The sequence below is a fragment of the Acidovorax sp. ST3 genome (genome assembly GCF_003231145.1).
Classification (GTDB): Bacteria; Pseudomonadota; Gammaproteobacteria; order Burkholderiales; family Burkholderiaceae_C; genus Acidovorax.
The window spans coordinates 254,727-272,537 of sequence record NZ_QKVP01000002.1; the positions used below are offsets into that span (position 1 = coordinate 254,727).

Sequence of the window (17,811 nt, forward strand, 5' to 3'; positions counted from 1 at the left end):
AGGGTTAAGAGACGACGGAATCAGTCGAACAAGGAGTTCAGAACAAGGTTTGCCACACGAAAAGCCGCTCGCCCATCACTGACATATTCCTTGGCATGCGCCTCGGGCCAGGAAAGCACTTGATTCAGGATAGACAGCAAATCCGGTAACTGGTGACATGGGACAGAAACACCCATTTTTGCCATGCTGAATGAGTTTTTGACCGTGTCTGCAAACTCCAGCGAAACAACAGATCGACCTGCGATGGCGGACTCCAAGCCGACTGTGGAGTTCTGCACGACCACGGCGCGTGATGCCAATATAAGAGGATGAATCGGCTCTTCGGAGGGTTTGCTGAAATGAACCCGGGGCTGTTCGGGAATGCGCTGGAAATGATGCCACTCGTTGGGATGGTATCGAACGATCAGGGCCAAGTCGTTTCGGACTCTGATCAGGTCGCGCAACGCCTGTTCGACCTTAAGGCCCAGCCGTGGTCCTGCGAACATCGGATCGGATGCGTCGGTCGGCTCAAGGTGTCCTGTCCACAGGATCGGGGTCAATCCTTGCCAACCTTGACATTCAATAAAGGTCTGTGCCTTCTCTGCGTTGACTCTGCTAGACAGACCATCAAAGGCAGGGTTGCCAGTGACAGCCACACCCTCGGCCGGAAAGCCGTGGGCTATCAACCGCTGACGCACGCCTTCAGAAATCACGCAGGTCAAGGCCGGTTTGGGCTGGTGCAGTACATAGGTGTCGCTATCCAGGCCGAACATGTCTACCATGCCGATGTTGGGCAGGCCGCGCTCACCGGCCACGTCGAGCGCGGCGCGTTCGCTGCGCGGCGAGTTGGTGGCGACCACTGCGTCAGGTTGCAGGGCATCCATCACCGCGCGCATGAAGTGCAGGGGCCGGAAGCCGTAACGGCCTTGCTCGCCGTAAAGGTCCGCAGCGCCCGTCTCGCCGTGCTGAGCGATCAGGTCCAGGTAGTTGATGCCCAGGTAGGCGATGGTCTCGTCGCGCGGCACGTCAGGGCTGGTGTTGCCTTCGCTCAGGCGTTCGCCCCAGGCGCGAGCCGCGTCGGCATCAACCAGGTGCAGGAAGTTCCGGTAACCCAGCGTGTCCGGACGCGCCGCCTGAGCTTTGAGGTGCCCGGTGGTCAGGGCCAGTAGCGTGCATTGCACGCCGGGCAGCAGCGCTTCCAGCTCCCGTATTACCGGCAGGACCATGCTGATGTGGCCACCGCCGTAGCTGACGAACAGGACCCGTGGTGCCCGGCTCATGCAAACGCCTCCTGGTGCCACAGCGCTATGGCGGCCAGCGCGCGCAATTCGCGAGTGAAGTTGCCGCTGCCATCGCGGTGCTGGTCCAGCATGTGGGATACCACTGCCGACTCGAACAGCTGCGCGATCACCTCGCTGCCGTTCAACGTCTGGCGCAACCAGCCGTGCAGCTCACCTTTGAACCATTCGCCGATGGGCACAGTGAACATCTGCTTCTTTCGGTAGGCTAGGTCCTCGCCGATCAGCGGAACGGCCGCGCGCTTGAACCAGTGCTTCTTGTCGCCCTGGACCGATAGCTTGGTCGCACCGCGCGAGCGGAAGGCGAACTCCATCATGCGCCAGTCGAGGAAGGGCGTGCGCGCTTCAATGCCCACGGCCATGCCCATGCGATCGGGCTTGACGAGATTGTTGCCGCTCAGCAGCAGTTGCATGTCCAGGTACAGCGCCTGGTTGATGCGGTCGAAATGCCGTGCCTCGGCGGACCAGGGTTGGGCCGCGGCGGTAAAGCTGTCGATGCCGGCAAGCTGCGCGCGCACTTCGGGCTGGTATAGCGCGGCCTTGGCCTCAGGGCTGAAGAGCGAGATGCTTTCGACGTAGCTGCGTTCGAACACCGCCTGCGGCAAAGTCATCGCATCGGGTCGGGCGAAGAACTGGGCGTATTTGTCGTAGCCAGCAAACAGTTCGTCGCCGCCGTCGCCGGTCAACACCACCTTGACTTGTTTTGCCGCCAACTCGCTCACGCGCAGCATGGGCATAAAGGAGGCATCACCGTGGGGCTGGTCGAGGTGGTGCAGCACTTTCGGCCAACGCGCCAGCATGTTCAGTTCGGCAACTTCCGTCGTATGGTCACAACCAAAACGCTGGGCGGCCTGCAGAGCAAAGGCCGACTCGTCGTAGCGCGGGTCTTCAAAGCCGATGCAGAAGGTCTTGACCGGCTGATCGACATGGCGCGCCATCATGCCGACGATGGTGCTCGAATCAACCCCGCCCGAGAGGAAGGCGCCAAACGGCACGTCGGCGCGCAGCCGGATGCGGGTGGCGTCGTCAAGCAAGGTCATGAACTCTTCGGCCCAATCGCCAAATGTAAAGTCTTGCTCGCGCTGGTCTGCCAGGCTCCACCAGCGCTGCGTCTGCACATGGCGGCCCCGCGTGTATTGGTGCCAGGTGCCGGGCATGACATGGCGCACGCCTTCGTAAGCCGTCCAGGGCGCGGGGATATAGTTGAACGTCAGGTAGTGGTGGATTGCTTCCAAGTCCATGCCCGGCTTGCGGCCACCCAGCGCGGGCCACAGGGCCTTGGGCTCGGAGCCGAACAGCAGCCGCTGGTCGTCGTCGTGCACAAACAGGGGCTTGACGCCGATGCGGTCGCGCGCGAGATACAGCGCATCTTCGCGCGCATCGTCGATGGCGATGGCGAACATCCCGGTCAGTCGGCGCAAGCAGGCGATACCTTCGCGCTCGTACAGGCGCAGGATAACCTCGGTGTCAGACTGCGAGCGCAGGCGCACGCCCTGCGCTCGCAGCTCGGCAGCCAGCTCTACATGGTTGAAAATTTCGCCGTTTTGTACCACAGCAATCAGGCCGTCGTCGCTGACAAAGGGCTGGTGACCGCCGCCCAAATCGATGATGGACAAGCGCCGGTTACCAATGCCCACACCGCGGTGGGGCTGATGATGGATGCCCTCGTCATCCGGCCCGCGATGCAACAAAGCTTGCGCCATGCGGTGAAGCACTTCATCGTCCAACGGCTGTTGTTTGCGATCCCAGTAGCCGAAGATGCCACACATGATTCAGTTCGCTCCCTGTCCGCCCAAACGCCGAAGCGTCCACCAGCAGATTTTCAGATCCAACCACAGAGAAGCTTCACGCGCATAGCGAAGGTCGGCTTCCAGTCGTTGGACTCCGGTCGAATCGGACCGGTACAAAGCTTGAGCAAGCCCCGTGATGCCGGGACGCACGCTGCAGCGCCGCACCCAATCGGCTTCTGCATAGAGACTTCGCTGCACCGGCACATCGGGGCGCGGACCAACCAAGCTCATATCACCCTTCAGCACGTTGACGATTTGAGGCAGCTCGTCGATGCTGGTGCGACGAATGAAGCGGCCCACACGAGTGATACGCGGGTCGTTGTCAGTGGTGAAGTAGGGGCCCAATTGCGAGGCATTCTTCACCATGCTGCGGAACTTATACATTGAAAACTCGCGCCCATTCAGACCTACACGAGTCTGCCGGAAAAGAACCGGGAACCCAGTTTCCAAAGCAATCGCGACAGCCGCGCCTAAGAGCACTGGCGCAAGTACCAGCAGCGCCGCTAAGGACAGCACGATATCCATGCCTCGCTTCACGCCATGCCTTCCGCGGAGCGGCGTACCATGGAAGCCGCAACCGATTCGATCAGACCTCTGATGCGCGATCGGTCAGATTCCACCTGCTGGGACGTACGCTTAGAAAGATCCCCCTCCGCCTGCCTCAATGCCGCGACCTCATCATCAAAGCCATGCGCTGCAGCGTTTTGCTCGCTGGGGTGGTTGAACGTGCGTGACAAGATCACTGCCGCCGACCCAAGACGCACATGCTCAGCCAGCACATCGCGCCCAGGCACCAGCCCTTCATTCAACCTAGCGATTCCGCCAAAACCAAAGCGCAAGCCCTGAGAATGAACCCTCGCTGACACTCTGTCCACCAGCCCCGACGCCAAGGGCTCAAACATGAATGCACAGCCTAACGACAGATGCAAATCATTCAGTCCCACAAACACTTCAGACAGGCCAGGTGTATCGACCCATGCATCCAGGGAATGCAGCGCGCCAGCCGTCTCTAGCAACGCAACCACCGGCACCCGACCTGCCACCATGTGGCTAAAGGCACGCAACTCCCCGGGAGTCTGAAACATAGGCAGCATCACAGAGTCGGCACCTTGCTTCAGCACGGTGTCCAATTCTGCCGCCGTACCTTCGTGCAGTGGATTCACCCGGACCATGAGCTGCGACCGCCGCAACTCGGCCTTGACACGGCCCACATCCTGGGGCTGGTGTGTGCTGATGAAAGTGTTCCGCCCAGCTTGGCGTGCGGCTTTGCCATGCACCTCCAGATCGACGAACAAGCGCATGCCGGGCAACGCATCGCAACGGCGTGCCATATCGGGGTCGTTAGTGATCTGCAGGAAATCCATCATGGTTGCAACCCGATTATGACCTTAGGGCTTGACGCAATCCGGGACCTGCGAACCACGCAGACGCTATAACAATAAGAGCAGCCACCACACATGCGAAAAGCGCTTGGATCTGTTTAGACATGGAAACCTCTGCAGGCAAGGCACCACCAAGATCAAGCCATCGGGACATGGAAGCCAAGGCCACCAACACGACAAATGGCGCCAACAACGTCTTCAGCGGCACCCAACGTCGTATGGCGGAGATGCCCAATGCACCCCATGCCACGCACGCGGCAACAAGAAAACCTGCATTCAATGCCCACATCAGCTGATGTCCATTTCTGTTTCCCATGACCCCAACAACGAGTACTACAGCGAGGGCAAACGCATAGGCGAAGACAGCAAAACGCATGCGCCCTAAGGTGGCCAGAACTGTCAGCGCCACCGCCAATAGAGCCTGCGGAAGCAAACCCCAAGCACCCACACTACCCCAGGCTGCAATTTGCCCCAACGCAGAGGCTTGCATCCGCCCCCAGCCGAAAAGCAAACTGGCAATAGCGGGCGCTCCAACCAACAACGCAGCCGCGGCAGCACAGGCCAGCGTCCAAGCCAGAACCAGGGCACCACCAACGGCCGCAGTCATCGCCGCCCCTTGCGAGTTATTCGTGCCCGCGCGCCTTCCATGAGCATGGGCGATAGCAGGAAAAGCCAGCGACGCGACCAATTGGATAGCCAGAACCAATGGCAACTCCACCAGTTTCCACGCGTAGTTGAAGGTAGCCAGAGCTCCCTCCCCCGCGCCAGAGGCAAATGTCCGGGCCAAAAAGGGAAGCGTCTGCGGTAGACCAGCACCCAAAATCGCCCACATCCAAATGCGCCAGCCGGGCAGTGGGTCAGACACTGCAGGAGAGGAAACCGCGAGTCCGCTGCGTTGGTAGAGCGGCCTCGTACGCCACCCCTGCCACAACAGCCTCAAAAAAACAGCGACCAACAGAAAAATGCCCAAGGTGGGCACCGCCCCATAGCCCGTCACTGATCCACGCACACTCCAGAAGTACAACGCCGCGATCAGCACGCCATTCACTACCAAGTTTGCGCTGTACAAACCCAGAAAATCCCGCTCATGCTGGAGCCGCGTTGCCCAAAGGCCCGCCAAAACCGCGGCTGGCAAAGCAATGGCGCTCCAAACCACAGCCTGATTGAGTGAGCCCTGGAGAGAAGGAGATCCCCCCGGTACCAGCAGAGCCCCCAAGAAACCGGGCGACGCCACCATCACGCTTGCTACCAGAGTGCTTCCCCACAGCAGATATTTAGCCAAACGCTTTTGAGTAGCATTCTGCTGCGCTGGCGACTCTCTAGCCCAATGCGGCAACAAAACATAGGCCAAAGCGCCACTGACCAGCACACCAGCAAGCCAATCTGGCAGGGTCACCATGACGATGACCACATCAGCCATGCCGGAGTTGCCAAAAGCGGCAGCCAGTGCGGTTTCGCGTACCACACCCAACACACGGCTGGCGAGCAGCAGCAACAGCGAAAGCAGGCCAGCTTTAAGGAACATGCAGCAAATTATCCGGGGTCTGACGGGCGCAAACTCCACACGGCGCGGCCAAAAAACTAAAATCACGGGTTTTGGTCCGAAACAACGCCTCTGAACGCCTCCATCTGCGGGCGGCCCTCCATGTCTGACAACAACACAACACTCCCCTCCCAGGACGACAACCAGCTCATCGCCGAGCGCCGCGAAAAGCTCCGCGCCTTGCGCGAAGTGCAAGCCAATGGTGGCGGCGTGGCCTTCCCCAACAACTTCAAGCCTGCCCACAAAGCGGCGCAGTTGCACCTGGAGCATGGCGAGACTGCAAACGAAACGTTGGAGGCAGCACCCGTCAGCGTCTCCGTGGCTGGCCGCATGATGCTCAAGCGCGTGATGGGCAAGGCCAGCTTTGCCACGATCCAGGACGGCTCGCTGGGCGAGGTAGGTGGCCGCATCCAGCTGTATGTGACCCGCGACGCCGTGGGCGAAGATCTGTACGCTGCGTTCAAGCACTGGGACCTGGGCGACATACTGGGCGCCGAGGGCACGCTGATGAAGACAAAGACCGGCGAGCTGTCGGTCAAGGTGACCAGCCTGCGCCTGCTGACCAAGAGCCTGCGACCGCTGCCGGACAAGTTCCACGGCATGGCCGACCAGGAGCAGAAATACCGCCAGCGCTATGTGGACCTGATCACCGACGAGCAGGCTCGCAAGCGCTTCGTGGCCCGGAGCAAGGCTGTGAGCGGCTTGCGCGAGTTCATGGTGAGCCATGGCTTCCTCGAAGTCGAGACGCCCATGCTGCACCCCATTCCGGGCGGCGCCAATGCCAAGCCGTTTGTCACGCACCACAACGCGCTGGAGCAGGAGATGTACCTGCGCATTGCGCCCGAGCTGTACCTCAAGCGTCTGATCGTGGGCGGCTTCGAACGGGTGTTCGAGATCAACCGCAGCTACCGCAACGAAGGTATCTCGGTGCGCCACAACCCCGAGTTCACCATGATGGAGTTCTACGCGGCGTACTGGAACTACCTGGACCTGATGGACTTCACCGAAACGCTGATCCGTGAAGTGGCGCTCAAGGCCACTGGCTCTCTGCAGATGACGTACCAGGGCCGCGCTGTGGACCTGTCCCAGCCGTTTGCCCGCCTGACCATCCGCGAAGCCATCTTCCAGTACACCGAAGCCGGCGCCCATGTGGACGATGCAGCATGGCTCATCAGCGCGCTCAAGAAGCTGGGAATGACGGAAGAGAAGGACAAGCTCTCCACCCGAACTCTGGCCAGCCTGCAAGTGCTGTACTTTGAAGAAACGGTGGAAGACAAGCTGTGGCAGCCCACCTTCATCATGGAGCACCCGACCGAGATCTCGCCGCTGGCGCGTGCGAACGACAACCGCCCCGAGGTGACCGAGCGCTTTGAGCTGTACATCACGGGCCGCGAGTTCGGTAACGGCTTCAGCGAGCTGAACGACGCCGAAGACCAGGCCGCGCGCTTCCACGCCCAGGTGGCGGCCAAGGACAGCGGCGACGACGAGGCCATGTTCTACGACCACGACTTCGTGCGCGCACTGGAATACGGCATGCCACCGACGGGGGGTTGCGGCATCGGCATTGACCGCCTCATGATGCTGCTGACAGACAGCCCCAGCATTCGCGACGTGATCCTGTTCCCTGCGCTGCGCCGCGAGTCCTGAGGCCTGGATTTGCCCTGGGGGCGGTCTTGACCGTCCTCGCCCCCGGCACCAAGGAGACATACCGTGCCCTTCAGCTCCAGCAACGCCCCCTACCCTGCCAACGAGCCCCTGCCCTCGGGCAATGCTTTTTCGGTGCTGGTGGTCGAGGACCAGGGCTCCGTGCGCGCGGCGCTGGTGGCCGAACTGCGGCGGGCGGGTGTGTCCGACATCTTCGAAGCGCCTGAAGGCCAGGCCGCGCTGCATCTGTTCAAAACGCATCGACCCGACTTGGTGCTGCTGGACATCAAGCTGCCAGGCCAGGACGGCTACTGGGTGGCGCAGCAGATGCGCGAGAGCGAGGCCGGCGACTGGACACCCATCATCTTTCTGTCGGGCCTGGACAACGAACTGGACGTGTGGCGCGGCATCGAGGTGGGCGGCGACGACTACCTCGTCAAACCCGTCAAACCCATCGTGCTGATGGCCAAGCTGCGTGCCATGCGGCGCCTGCTGGACATGCGCCGACGGCTGGTGTCGATGTCTGCCGAGCTGCATGCTGCCAACCAGCGGCTCAATGAGATGGTGGAAATCGATGCCCTCACCGGCCTCGTCAACCGCCGCGGGTTTGACCGCATCCTGCACAACGAGATCCTGGCCGCACGACGCGACGGAACGCCGCTCACGCTGATGCTCTGCGATCTGGACCACTTCAAGCTGTTCAACGATGCCAGCGGCCACGTGCAAGGCGACGCCTGCCTGAAGGAAGTGGGCCGCCTGCTGCGCGAAGTCTGCGTGCGCCCCCGGGACGTGGCCTCGCGCTATGGCGGCGAGGAATTCGCCCTCATCCTGCCCAACACGCCCCGCTCCGGCGCGATGACGTTTGCGCGCGCGCTGGGGCAGTTGCTCAAGGTGCGCGCCATTGCACACGCGGGCTCCCCGCTGGGCGACACGCTGACCCTGTCAGGCGGCATCACCACCTGCGTGCCCGACGACAGCACCAACGCCGAGAGCATGATCATGCGGGCAGACCAGGCGCTGTATGCCGCCAAGGCGCAGGGCCGCAACCGCTTCTTCAGTTTTGAAATGCAGATGGACACCCTGGAGCAATTACGCCATTGAGTTTCTTCCACTTTTTCTCGTTTGACGCGACCGAACGCAACGCCCGTACCGCCGTCTCCCGCATGCAAGTTCTGAAAACCCGACTGCCTGAGTGGATGCAGGACTGGCTCGAAGTCATCATCCCCGGTTCGCAAATCCTGCTGATCCTGTTCGCAGCCTGGTTGCTGCAGCGCACGCTGCGCCGCCTGGTACGCCGCGCCAGTGCGCACTACCAGCTGCCCAATGAACTGGTGGTGCCCATCAACGGCCTCATCCGGTGGATCATCATTGCCAGCGCGCTGCTGCTGGTGCTGGAGCGCATGGGGGTGTCCGCCACGGTGCTCTGGACTGCATTCACCGGGTTTGCCACGGTGGGGGCGGTGGCGTTCTTCGCGGCCTGGAGCGTGCTGTCCAACCTGTTTTGCGCGCTGCTGATCTTCACGGTGCGGCCCTTCAAGATTGGCGACTACATCGAGGTGCTGGACACTGCAGAAAAGCCGGGCGCCAAGGGACGGGTGGTGGACATCAACCTGCTCTACACCACACTGGAAGACCACGGCGCAACATCCGGCCACGTGGCTTGGTTGCAGATTCCGAATGCGCTGGTGTTCCAGCGCGTGGTGCGCCGGTTTCAGGGGGTGCCACCGCCCCCTGCCCCACCCACGCCACCGGCTACCGCCGCGGATGCGGTAGCCAACGCCTCCTCGGCCGCACCGACGCCGGTGACGCCAGGGCCTTTCAACACGCCCTAGCGGTGAAGGGGCAGCGCCGCGCGGGACGGCGCCGCACCCAACGCCTCATTACCAACCAGGTCAGGGCAACAGGTCCAGCGCCTGCAGGTAAGCGGGCTGGTACATCAGTTCATCCCAGGCCTGCGGCAGGGTTTCGGGCAGCAGCGCCAAGCGGCGGGATTCGCTGTCCACACTGGGCTGCCAGCGGCCTTGCTGCTGGGCCTTTTCCAGGCCATTGATGAGCTCGTCCACCGCCTTGCCATCGCCCACGCTCTGGTTGCACAACAGCACCAGGTCACAACCTGCCTCCAGCGCCGCCACCGCGGCATCGGTGTAGCTGACCACCTGGCCGTCCAGTCGGCGGGCCCCTTCCATGCTGAGGTCGTCGCTGAAGATGGCGCCGTCAAAGCACATCTGGCGGCGCAGGATGTCTTGCAGCCAGCGCTGCGAAAAACCGGCGGGGCGGCTGTCGACCTTGGGATAGATCACGTGGGCCGGCATCACGCTGGTGAGCGTGCTGCTGAGCCAGGGGTACGGCGCCGCGTCGTCGGCCAGGATGGCCTTCAAGCTGCGTTTGTCCACCGGCACTTCGGTGTGTGAATCGGCCTTGACGAAACCGTGGCCCGGAAAGTGTTTGCCGCAGTTGGCCATGCCGGCCTGCAGCAGACCGTGCATGAGGCTCTTGGCGAGCAGCGCCACTACGCGAGGGTCGCGGTGGAAGGAGCGGTCGCCGATCACGCCACTTTCGCCCCAGTCCAGGTCCAGCACCGGTGTGAAGCTGAAGTCCACGCCGCAGGCGCGCAGCTCCGCCCCCAACACATAGCCCGCCGCCGTGGCTGCGTTGGTGGCGCGCAGGGCGCCGCTGCCAGTCACGGCCTTGGCGCCCTTGCCATCGTCCATCCACATCTCGCCCAGCGCGCGCATGGGCGGCAGGTGGGTGAAGCCATCGGTGCGAAAGCGCTGCACGCGGCCGCCTTCGTGGTCCACACAGATCAGCAGGTCGTCGCGCACGGCCTTGATGCTGCTGGTGAGCTGCAGCAGCTGCGCGCGGTTTTCCCAGTTGCGGGCAAACAGGATGACGCCACCCGTGAGCGGGTGCGCCAGGCGACGGCGGTCATCTGCGCTGAGGGTGGTACCAGCGACGTCGAGGATCAGAGGTGCGTGTTCAGTCATGGAAGGTTTCAAAGGGCAATTGCTACTCAATGGATAGCTATCAGCGCATATCAATCCAGCGCTTCAAGGTGATTGGGTTTGAATTTTCTCCACCACACAGAAGCTGGCGGCGTAGTCGGTCTCGTCAGTCACGCTCAGGTGCGCCTGCAGGCCCTGGGCCTCAAACCACTCCTTGAGCGCACCGTGCAGCACGATGACGGGCTGGCCGCTGCGTAGCTTGGCGACCTCGCAATGGCGCCAGGTCATGGGCATGCGCATGCCCAGGCCAATCGCCTTGCTGAAAGCCTCCTTGGCGGAGAACCGGGTGGCCAGGTAGCGCAAGCCCCGGTCGGGCCAGCGCGCGCTGCGTTCACGCCAAGTAGCCAGTTCGCCCTCGGCCAACACCTTTTCTGCAAACCGGTCGCCATGGCGGGCCAAGCTGGCCGCGATGCGGCGCACGTCGCAGATGTCGGTACCGATGCCGTAAATCATGAAATTTCAATCAAAATGGCTGCAAGCGCTAGTGCAATATGCCTCTACAGCTATCAAATCAGGAGTTTCCAGCACCCACAACCCCCTGGGCAACGCAGTCCAGGTAGGCCTGTACGGTGGCCGTATAGCCCAGCTCCAGCGCATCGGCGATCAGCGCATGGCCAATGGAGACTTCGAGCACGCCCGGCACTTCGCGCACAAAGGTCGCCAGGTTGTCCCGATTGAGGTCATGGCCCGCATTCACGCCCAAGCCTGCATCCAGCGCCGCCTGGGCGGCTGCAGCGTAGCGTTTCAGCTCCACTGCATGCTGCGGCGAGCCCCAGGCGGCTGCATAGGGCTCGGTGTACAGCTCCACCCGGTCAGCGCCTACCGCCTTCGCGGCGGCCATCTGCTCGGGCACCGGGTCCATGAAGAGACTCACGCGCACGCCCAGCGCCTTGCATTCGGCCACCAGAGGCGCCAGACGCTCGGCATCTTGCGGAAAGCTCCAGCCGTGGTCGCTGGTGAACTGGTCCTCGCTGTCGGGGACAAAGGTGGCCTGGTGGGGGCGCACCTGCCGGATGAAGTCCATCAGGTTCTGCGAAGGGTTGCCCTCGATGTTGTACTCGCGGTCGGGCCAGGCCTTCATCAGCGTTGCCAGCTCAAACACGTCCTGGCTGCGGATATGGCGTTCGTCGGGCCGTGGGTGCACGGTGATGCCCTGGGCCCCTGCCTTCAGGCACAGCTCGGCCGCGCGAGTGACGCTGGGAATGCCCAGATGGCGCGTGTTGCGCAGCAGGGCCACCTTGTTGACGTTGACGGACAAGGCGGTGCGCCGGGGGGAACATGAGGATGGGTTCATAGGGCCTGCAAATCGATCATGAGCTGGCGGGTGCGCAGCGTCGGGCTCCCGCAATGGTATTGCAGCAGGGCACGCAGCTGCGGCTTGAGTTCGGTTGCCACGGGGGCACACGCCCGCAAGGTGGCGGTATAGCTGGCCACATCATCCAGGCCACGCTGCAGGGCCTGCCATTGGCTGCCGGTCAGGCCTGCACGGTCGGCGGCGGACGCAGCGCGCAGGCCACCCTCGGGCACCAGCGTGTAGCGGGCGTTGGGTTCCAGGGGGTCGAAGGTCATGGTCTGCACATCCAGGCCGGGCAAGAGGCCAATCTCGCGCAGAAGCAGCAGCTCGAAACTGCGCAGCACCGCCTCCAGCGCATCGCCATGTTCGCTGGCCAGCACGCGGACCACGCCTGCATAGGCATCAAACAAGGCTGGGTGCGGGTCTGCACGCGCCAGCAGGCGCAGCAGCAGTTCGTTGAGGTACATGCCCGACAGCAGAGCATCCCCCGTGGGCATCACATGCCCGCCTACCCATTCCGCGCCCTTGAGCGTGTGAATATCCGCATGACCATCCCCTGTGAGCGTGTAGGTCACCAGCAAGGGCTGCAGCGGCAGCAGCACCGGGCGGAAGTTGGAGCTGGGCTTCTTGGCCCCTTTGGCCACCAGAGCAGTTCGCCCTTGCTGGCGGCAGAAGACCTCCAGGATCAGGCTGGACTCGCTCCAGTCGTAGCTGTGCAGCACGAACGCAGGCTCATCGGAAACGCGCTTGGCTACGGCCACGGTGCTGCGGGGATGGAGGGAGGGAAAGGATCGCCTGTGACGCCTGCTGCGGTGTGCGCGAGCAGCAGGAAGGGAGCGTTAGCGTTCGGGATTCACTCGTAGCCGAAGGAGCGCACCCGGGCTTCGTCATCGGCCCAGCCGGAGCGGACCTTGACCCACAGCTCCAGGAACACCTTGGCGTCCATGAGCTTTTCCAGCTCTTGGCGGGCCTCGGTGCCAATGCGCTTGAGGCGCTCGCCCTTGTCGCCGATGACCATCATCTTGTGGTTCTCGCGCTCCACCACGATGGTGGCGGCGATCTTGACCAAGCGCTTGTGCTGCTTGCTCTTTTCCTCGTCAAATTTGTCGATGACCACGGTCGAGGTGTAGGGCAGCTCATCGCCCGTAAAGCGGAACAGCTTTTCGCGCACGGTTTCGGAGGCCAGAAACTTCTCGCTGCGGTCGGTCAGCTCATCCTCGCCGTACCACCAAGGCTGCTCGGGCAGGTATTTGGCGCAGATGCCAAACAAGCGCTCGATGTCACCCTTGTTCTTGGCCGACATCGGCACAAATTCGGCGAACGGATGGCGCTCCTGCATGCTCTTGAGCCAAGGCGCCAGCTCGGCACGGCGATGCACCATGTCCAGCTTGTTGGCCACCAGCAGCGTGGGAATGCCGGGCTTGAACAGCGACAGCACCTTGGCGTCGGCCAGGGTGAAATTGCCAGCCTCGACCACGAAGAGGATCAGGTCCACGTCCCCAATCGCGCCCATCACGGTCTTGTTGAGCGACTTGTTGAGGGCGGTGGCGTGCCGGGTCTGGAAGCCCGGGGTGTCCACAAAAATGAACTGCGTCTGCTCCAGCGTACGAATGCCCGTGATGCGGTGGCGAGTGGTCTGCGCCTTGCGCGAGGTGATGCTGATCTTCTGCCCCACGAGGGCGTTGAGCAGGGTGGACTTGCCCACGTTGGGCTTGCCCACAATGGCGATCACGCCGCAGCGCTGGCCAGGCACTGCAGCAGGCGCGCCCGCAGCAGCCAGCATGGCGTCCAGATCGTTTTGCACCGGGGCGCCCTCAGCACCGTCGTCAGTAGCTACATCTTTGGTAGCGTCATTCATAAATTCTTTGCTTTCAATGTGGCCAGCATGGCCGCAGCAGCGGCTTGTTCGCCCGCCCTGCGGGACCCGCCGATGCCACGCTCGGTCAGGCCCAGTTCGGGAATGTCGCACTCGACGTCGAAGGTCTGGCGGTGGGCCGCTCCCACCGTCGCCACCACCTTGTACTGCGGCAGCTTCATTTTGCGGCCCTGGAGCCACTCCTGCAACGCGGTTTTCGCGTCCTTGGACGCTGCCTGCATCTGCGGATTGATCTCTACGCCCTGGAAAAGGCGGTGCACCAGGGCTTCTGCGCTGGCATAGCCAGCGTCCAGATACACCGCACCGATCAAGGCTTCCAATGCGTCCGCAAGGATGGAGGGCCGCTGCTGCCCGCCCGACTTGGCCTCGCCCTCGCCCAGACGCAACACCTCGGACACTTTGAGCCGCACAGCCAGTTGGTGAAGCGTGTCTTGCTTGACCAAATTGGCCCGAACGCGCGAGAGATCACCCTCCGGCAAAGCTGACAGTCGCTGATACAGCAGACTGGCCACTGCCAAGTTCAAGACGGAATCGCCCAAAAATTCCAGCCGCTCGTTGTGGTCGGCCGAGAAACTGCGGTGCGTGGTGGCACGCTGGAGCAGCGAGGGATCAGAAAAAACATGCTGCAGGCGCCCCTGCAGCGCTATAAGACCGGCCTGCACCTAGTTGGTCTGCGCATCAAAGCGGTAGACCAGATAGGCTGGCCCCGCCAGGGGAATCTCGCGCGAGTATTTGAACGAAACCACGACCTTGTCACCGCGCTTCGTTACTTCGAGGTCAGAGCCTTTGATGGATGTGATGTCGTCAATCGCTGCCGCGCGGTCAAATGCAGCGCGCACACCGGGCACCGTAGTCTCCACCTTGGCCTTCTCAATGGCCTTCTTCGCAGAGGTGTATTCCAAAAAGATTGGCACCGATTGCCCCCCAATAGCGAAGACCGCTACAGCAATGACACCAATAAAAACCAATCCAAAAAATGACAGTCCACGCTGACTCGATCGGCTTGCAGTGCGATGTGTCTTCATCAATGATCCCCTCAATGTTGTTGGCAATCCCTCGTCCTCAATGGAACGAGCCGATGCGCTTGAGATTACCGAAATTCATCCAGACAAAAAAGGCCTTACCCACAATGTTGCCCTCGGGCACGAACCCCCAGTAACGGGAATCCAATGAGTTGTCGCGGTTGTCACCCATCATGAAGTAGTGCCCCTCCGGCACCTTGCAAGTGACACCTTCCACACTGTAGCGGCAGTTTTCACGATAGGCAAAATTGCTGGCGCCTTGTACAAAAGCGGGCACATCGGGGTTGTTCAACAACCGGTGCGGCTGATCACCCAGTTGCTCTTCGAACTGCTTGAAGTACCGCATGGAGTCTTCTTCAAAGAAGTCGGGCAAGGCTTTTGTATCCACCGCTTTGCCATTGATGGTGAGGCGCTTGTTGATGTAAGCCACCTCGTCGCCCGGCACACCCACCACCCGCTTGATGTAGTCCATGCTGGGCTGTGGTGGATAGCGAAATACCAGCACATCACCGCGCACGGGCCGGGTGCCTTCCGTCAGCCGTGTGTTAATGACGGGCAGCCGGATACCGTATGTGAATTTGTTCACCAGAATCAGATCACCGACCAGCAGCGTCGGGATCATGGAGCCCGACGGGATCTTGAAGGGCTCGAACAGAAACGAACGCAAAAAGAAAACGGCCGCAATCACGGGGAACAAGCCCGCCGTCCAATCCAGCCACCAGGGCTGCATGAGGATGCGCCCCTTGGCTTCCTGCACATCCACGTCCACCTTCTGGATCCCCATGCGATCCAGTTCAGCGCGCCGCTCGGCGGCCGCATCCTCAATGGCCTGGGCTGCACGCCGCCGCCGAGGCAGGAAATAAATGCGCTCCGCCAGCCAGTAAACACCGGTGACGACCGTCGCAAGGAACAGGAGCAGCGCAAAGTTGCCCTCGATCGCCCCGGTGTACCAGGCACCGATGTAACCCACAAAGGCCGCCAGCACCAGCGACGTCAAAATTTGCATGAACTGCATCAGTCTTCCACCTGCAAAATGGCCAAAAATGCCTCCTGGGGCACCTCGACCGATCCAATCTGTTTCATGCGCTTCTTGCCTGCTTTCTGCTTCTCCAGCAGCTTGCGCTTGCGGGTAATGTCGCCCCCATAGCACTTGGCCAGCACGTTCTTGCGCAACGCCTTGATGGTCTCGCGGGCGATAATGTTGGCGCCGATGGCGGCCTGAATCGCCACATCGAACATCTGGCGGCTGATGATCTCGCGCATCTTGGCCGCCACCGCGCGGCCACGGTAGGCCGACTGGCTGCGGTGGACGATGATGGACAGCGCGTCGACCTTTTCACCATTGAGCAGGATGTCCACCTTCACCACGTCGGAGGCGCGGTACTCCTTGAACTCGTAGTCCATGGAGGCGTAGCCGCGCGACACGGACTTGAGCTTGTCGAAGAAGTCCAGCACGATCTCGCCCAGCGGCAGCTCGTAGGTCAGCATGACCTGCCGGCCGTGGTAGGCCATGTTGAGTTGCACGCCACGCTTCTGGTTGGCCAGCGTCATCACAGGGCCCACGTATTCCTGCGGCATGTACAGATGCACCGTGACGATGGGCTCGCGGATCTCCTGGATACGACCCTGCTCCGGCATCTTGGAGGGGTTCTCCACCATGATGACTTCGCCGTCACCCTTGACCACCTCGTACACCACGCTGGGCGCGGTGGTGATCAGGTCCTGGTCGAACTCGCGCTCCAGACGTTCCTGAACGATCTCCATGTGCAAGAGGCCCAGGAAGCCGCAGCGGAAGCCGAAACCCAACGCTTGCGACACCTCGGGCTCAAAGTGCAGCGAGGCGTCATTGAGCTGGAGCTTTTCCAGCGCGTCGCGCAGCTGGTCGTATTCGCTGGCTTCGGTCGGGTAGAGACCGGCGAACACCTGGGGCTGGATTTCCTTGAAGCCGGGGAGTGCCTGATCGGCCGGGCCCAGGTTGTTGGGTAGCTTTTTTTCCAGCGTGATGGTATCGCCCACCTTGGCGGCCTTCAGCTCCTTGATGCCCGCGATGATGTAGCCCACCTCGCCCGCATTGAGGGCGTCGCGCGGTGAGTTGGCGGGCGTGAACACACCCAGGTTGTCAGCGTTGTAGGCCGCACCCGATGCCATCATCTTGATGCGCTCGCCTTTGAGCAGGCGACCATCCACCACGCGCACCAGCATCACCACGCCGACGTATGGGTCGAACCAGCTGTCAATGATCATCGCACGCAATGGGGCATCGGGATTGCCACGAGGTGCTGGCACCTTCGCGACGATCAGCTCCAGGATTTCATCGATGCCCATGCCCGTCTTGGCCGAGCATGGGATGGCATCCGTGGCATCGATGCCGATGACATCCTCAATCTCGGCCTTTGCGTTGTCGGGGTCGGCCTGTGGCAGGTCCATCTTGTTGAGCACGGGCAGCACTTCGACACCGAGATCCAGCGCTGTGTAGCAGTTGGCCACCGTCTGTGCCTCCACCCCTTGCGATGCATCCACGACCAGCAGTGCGCCCTCGCACGCAGACAACGAACGGCTGACCTCGTACGAGAAGTCCACATGGCCCGGTGTGTCGATCAGATTGAGGTTGTAGACCTGCCCATCGCGCGCCTTGTAATGCAGCGCAGCGGTCTGCGCCTTGATGGTTATCCCACGCTCTTTTTCGATGTCCATCGAGTCCAGGACCTGGGCCTCCATCTCACGGTCTGCAAGACCTCCACACCGCTGGATCAAGCGGTCGGCCAGCGTCGACTTGCCATGGTCGATATGCGCAATGATGGAAAAATTTCTGATGTGATTCATCAACGGAAAGCGTCAAGTGATTGAATTAAAACAGCGCGCACAAGAAAAAAGGGCGCGTCGAGTGGCGACGCGCCCTGAACCAACAATCATTGGCAACTGCGATAGTTGGAGCTTCATTGTAGGCAAAAAGGCCAACCGAAAAAGCCCATCCTCCGGTA

The 17,811-nt window shown here is 61.8% G+C and carries 17 protein-coding genes; 3 read left to right on the top strand and 14 right to left on the bottom strand.

The features are described 5' to 3' along the window. Positions 1–20: 20 nt before the first annotated feature. The 5 genes from DNK89_RS06120 to DNK89_RS06140 are packed head-to-tail and all read right to left on the bottom strand — an operon-like array spanning position 21 to position 5,974. Positions 21–1,259: a UDP-glycosyltransferase gene (locus DNK89_RS06120; RefSeq protein ID WP_110959362.1), complete on the bottom strand. Its 1,239-nt coding sequence runs from the start codon at positions 1,257–1,259 to the stop codon at positions 21–23. Beyond that, the gene (gene asnB, locus DNK89_RS06125; RefSeq protein ID WP_110959363.1) at positions 1,256–3,046 is read right to left on the bottom strand and encodes an asparagine synthase (glutamine-hydrolyzing); all 1,791 of its coding nucleotides are present in this window, start codon (positions 3,044–3,046) and stop codon (positions 1,256–1,258) included. Before asnB ends, DNK89_RS06120 begins: the two co-directional genes overlap by 4 nt. A 3-nt stretch (positions 3,047–3,049) precedes the next feature. Further along, positions 3,050–3,592 (bottom strand): sugar transferase, encoded by a 543-nt coding sequence (locus DNK89_RS06130; RefSeq protein ID WP_110959364.1) that lies wholly within the window; start codon positions 3,590–3,592, stop codon positions 3,050–3,052. 8 nt (positions 3,593–3,600) lie between these two features. Then, the gene (locus DNK89_RS06135) at positions 3,601–4,434 is read right to left on the bottom strand and encodes an aldolase/citrate lyase family protein (RefSeq protein WP_110959365.1); all 834 of its coding nucleotides are present in this window, start codon (positions 4,432–4,434) and stop codon (positions 3,601–3,603) included. A 13-nt stretch (positions 4,435–4,447) separates the two neighbouring features. Next, positions 4,448–5,974, bottom strand: a complete 1,527-nt coding sequence (locus DNK89_RS06140) for a lipid II flippase MurJ (RefSeq protein WP_110959366.1) — start codon at positions 5,972–5,974, stop codon at positions 4,448–4,450. A 120-nt stretch (positions 5,975–6,094) separates the two neighbouring features. On the opposite strand from DNK89_RS06140, the gene lysS reads away from it, so the two are divergent. The 3 genes from lysS to DNK89_RS06155 all read left to right on the top strand — a co-directional run bounded on the left by lysS (position 6,095) and on the right by DNK89_RS06155 (position 9,468). Further along, positions 6,095–7,639, top strand: coding sequence for a lysine--tRNA ligase (gene lysS, locus DNK89_RS06145; RefSeq protein WP_110959367.1), 1,545 nt, complete (start codon positions 6,095–6,097; stop codon positions 7,637–7,639). Positions 7,640–7,702: 63 nt separating this feature from the next. Next, a complete protein-coding gene (locus DNK89_RS06150; RefSeq protein ID WP_015013206.1) occupies positions 7,703–8,737 on the top strand; it encodes a diguanylate cyclase domain-containing protein in 1,035 nt (344 codons plus the stop codon). A gap of 62 nt (positions 8,738–8,799) precedes the next feature. Further along, the gene (locus DNK89_RS06155) at positions 8,800–9,468 is read left to right on the top strand and encodes a mechanosensitive ion channel family protein (protein ID WP_110959819.1); all 669 of its coding nucleotides are present in this window, start codon (positions 8,800–8,802) and stop codon (positions 9,466–9,468) included. A 60-nt stretch (positions 9,469–9,528) separates the two neighbouring features. Here DNK89_RS06155 and nagZ read toward each other — a convergent pair whose 3' ends face one another. The 9 genes from nagZ to lepA all read right to left on the bottom strand — a co-directional run bounded on the left by nagZ (position 9,529) and on the right by lepA (position 17,653). After that, positions 9,529–10,620 carry a beta-N-acetylhexosaminidase gene (gene nagZ, locus DNK89_RS06160; RefSeq protein ID WP_110959368.1) on the bottom strand — a complete coding sequence of 364 codons (1,092 nt, stop codon included), beginning with the start codon at positions 10,618–10,620 and terminating at the stop codon, positions 9,529–9,531. A gap of 63 nt (positions 10,621–10,683) precedes the next feature. After that, positions 10,684–11,091: a holo-ACP synthase gene (gene acpS / locus DNK89_RS06165; protein ID WP_110959369.1), complete on the bottom strand. Its 408-nt coding sequence runs from the start codon at positions 11,089–11,091 to the stop codon at positions 10,684–10,686. A 58-nt stretch (positions 11,092–11,149) separates the two neighbouring features. Beyond that, a complete protein-coding gene (locus DNK89_RS06170) occupies positions 11,150–11,932 on the bottom strand; it encodes a pyridoxine 5'-phosphate synthase (protein ID WP_110959370.1) in 783 nt (260 codons plus the stop codon). Continuing rightward, entirely contained in the window at positions 11,929–12,693 is a 765-nt protein-coding gene (gene recO, locus DNK89_RS06175; protein ID WP_110959371.1) for a DNA repair protein RecO, read from the bottom strand. The genes DNK89_RS06170 and recO overlap by 4 nt, the downstream gene beginning before the upstream one ends. 92 nt (positions 12,694–12,785) lie before the next feature. Further along, positions 12,786–13,790: a GTPase Era gene (era, locus tag DNK89_RS06180; protein WP_110959372.1), complete on the bottom strand. Its 1,005-nt coding sequence runs from the start codon at positions 13,788–13,790 to the stop codon at positions 12,786–12,788. Next, entirely contained in the window at positions 13,787–14,470 is a 684-nt protein-coding gene (gene rnc, locus DNK89_RS06185; protein WP_110959373.1) for a ribonuclease III, read from the bottom strand. The genes era and rnc overlap by 4 nt, the downstream gene beginning before the upstream one ends. Then, positions 14,471–14,833, bottom strand: coding sequence for a DUF4845 domain-containing protein (locus DNK89_RS06190; RefSeq protein WP_110959374.1), 363 nt, complete (start codon positions 14,831–14,833; stop codon positions 14,471–14,473). Between the two features lie 37 nt (positions 14,834–14,870). Continuing rightward, the gene (gene lepB / locus DNK89_RS06195) at positions 14,871–15,845 is read right to left on the bottom strand and encodes a signal peptidase I (RefSeq protein WP_110959375.1); all 975 of its coding nucleotides are present in this window, start codon (positions 15,843–15,845) and stop codon (positions 14,871–14,873) included. Further along, positions 15,845–17,653 (bottom strand): translation elongation factor 4, encoded by a 1,809-nt coding sequence (gene lepA, locus DNK89_RS06200; protein WP_110959376.1) that lies wholly within the window; start codon positions 17,651–17,653, stop codon positions 15,845–15,847. The genes lepB and lepA overlap by 1 nt, the downstream gene beginning before the upstream one ends. Positions 17,654–17,811: the final 158 nt, after the last annotated feature.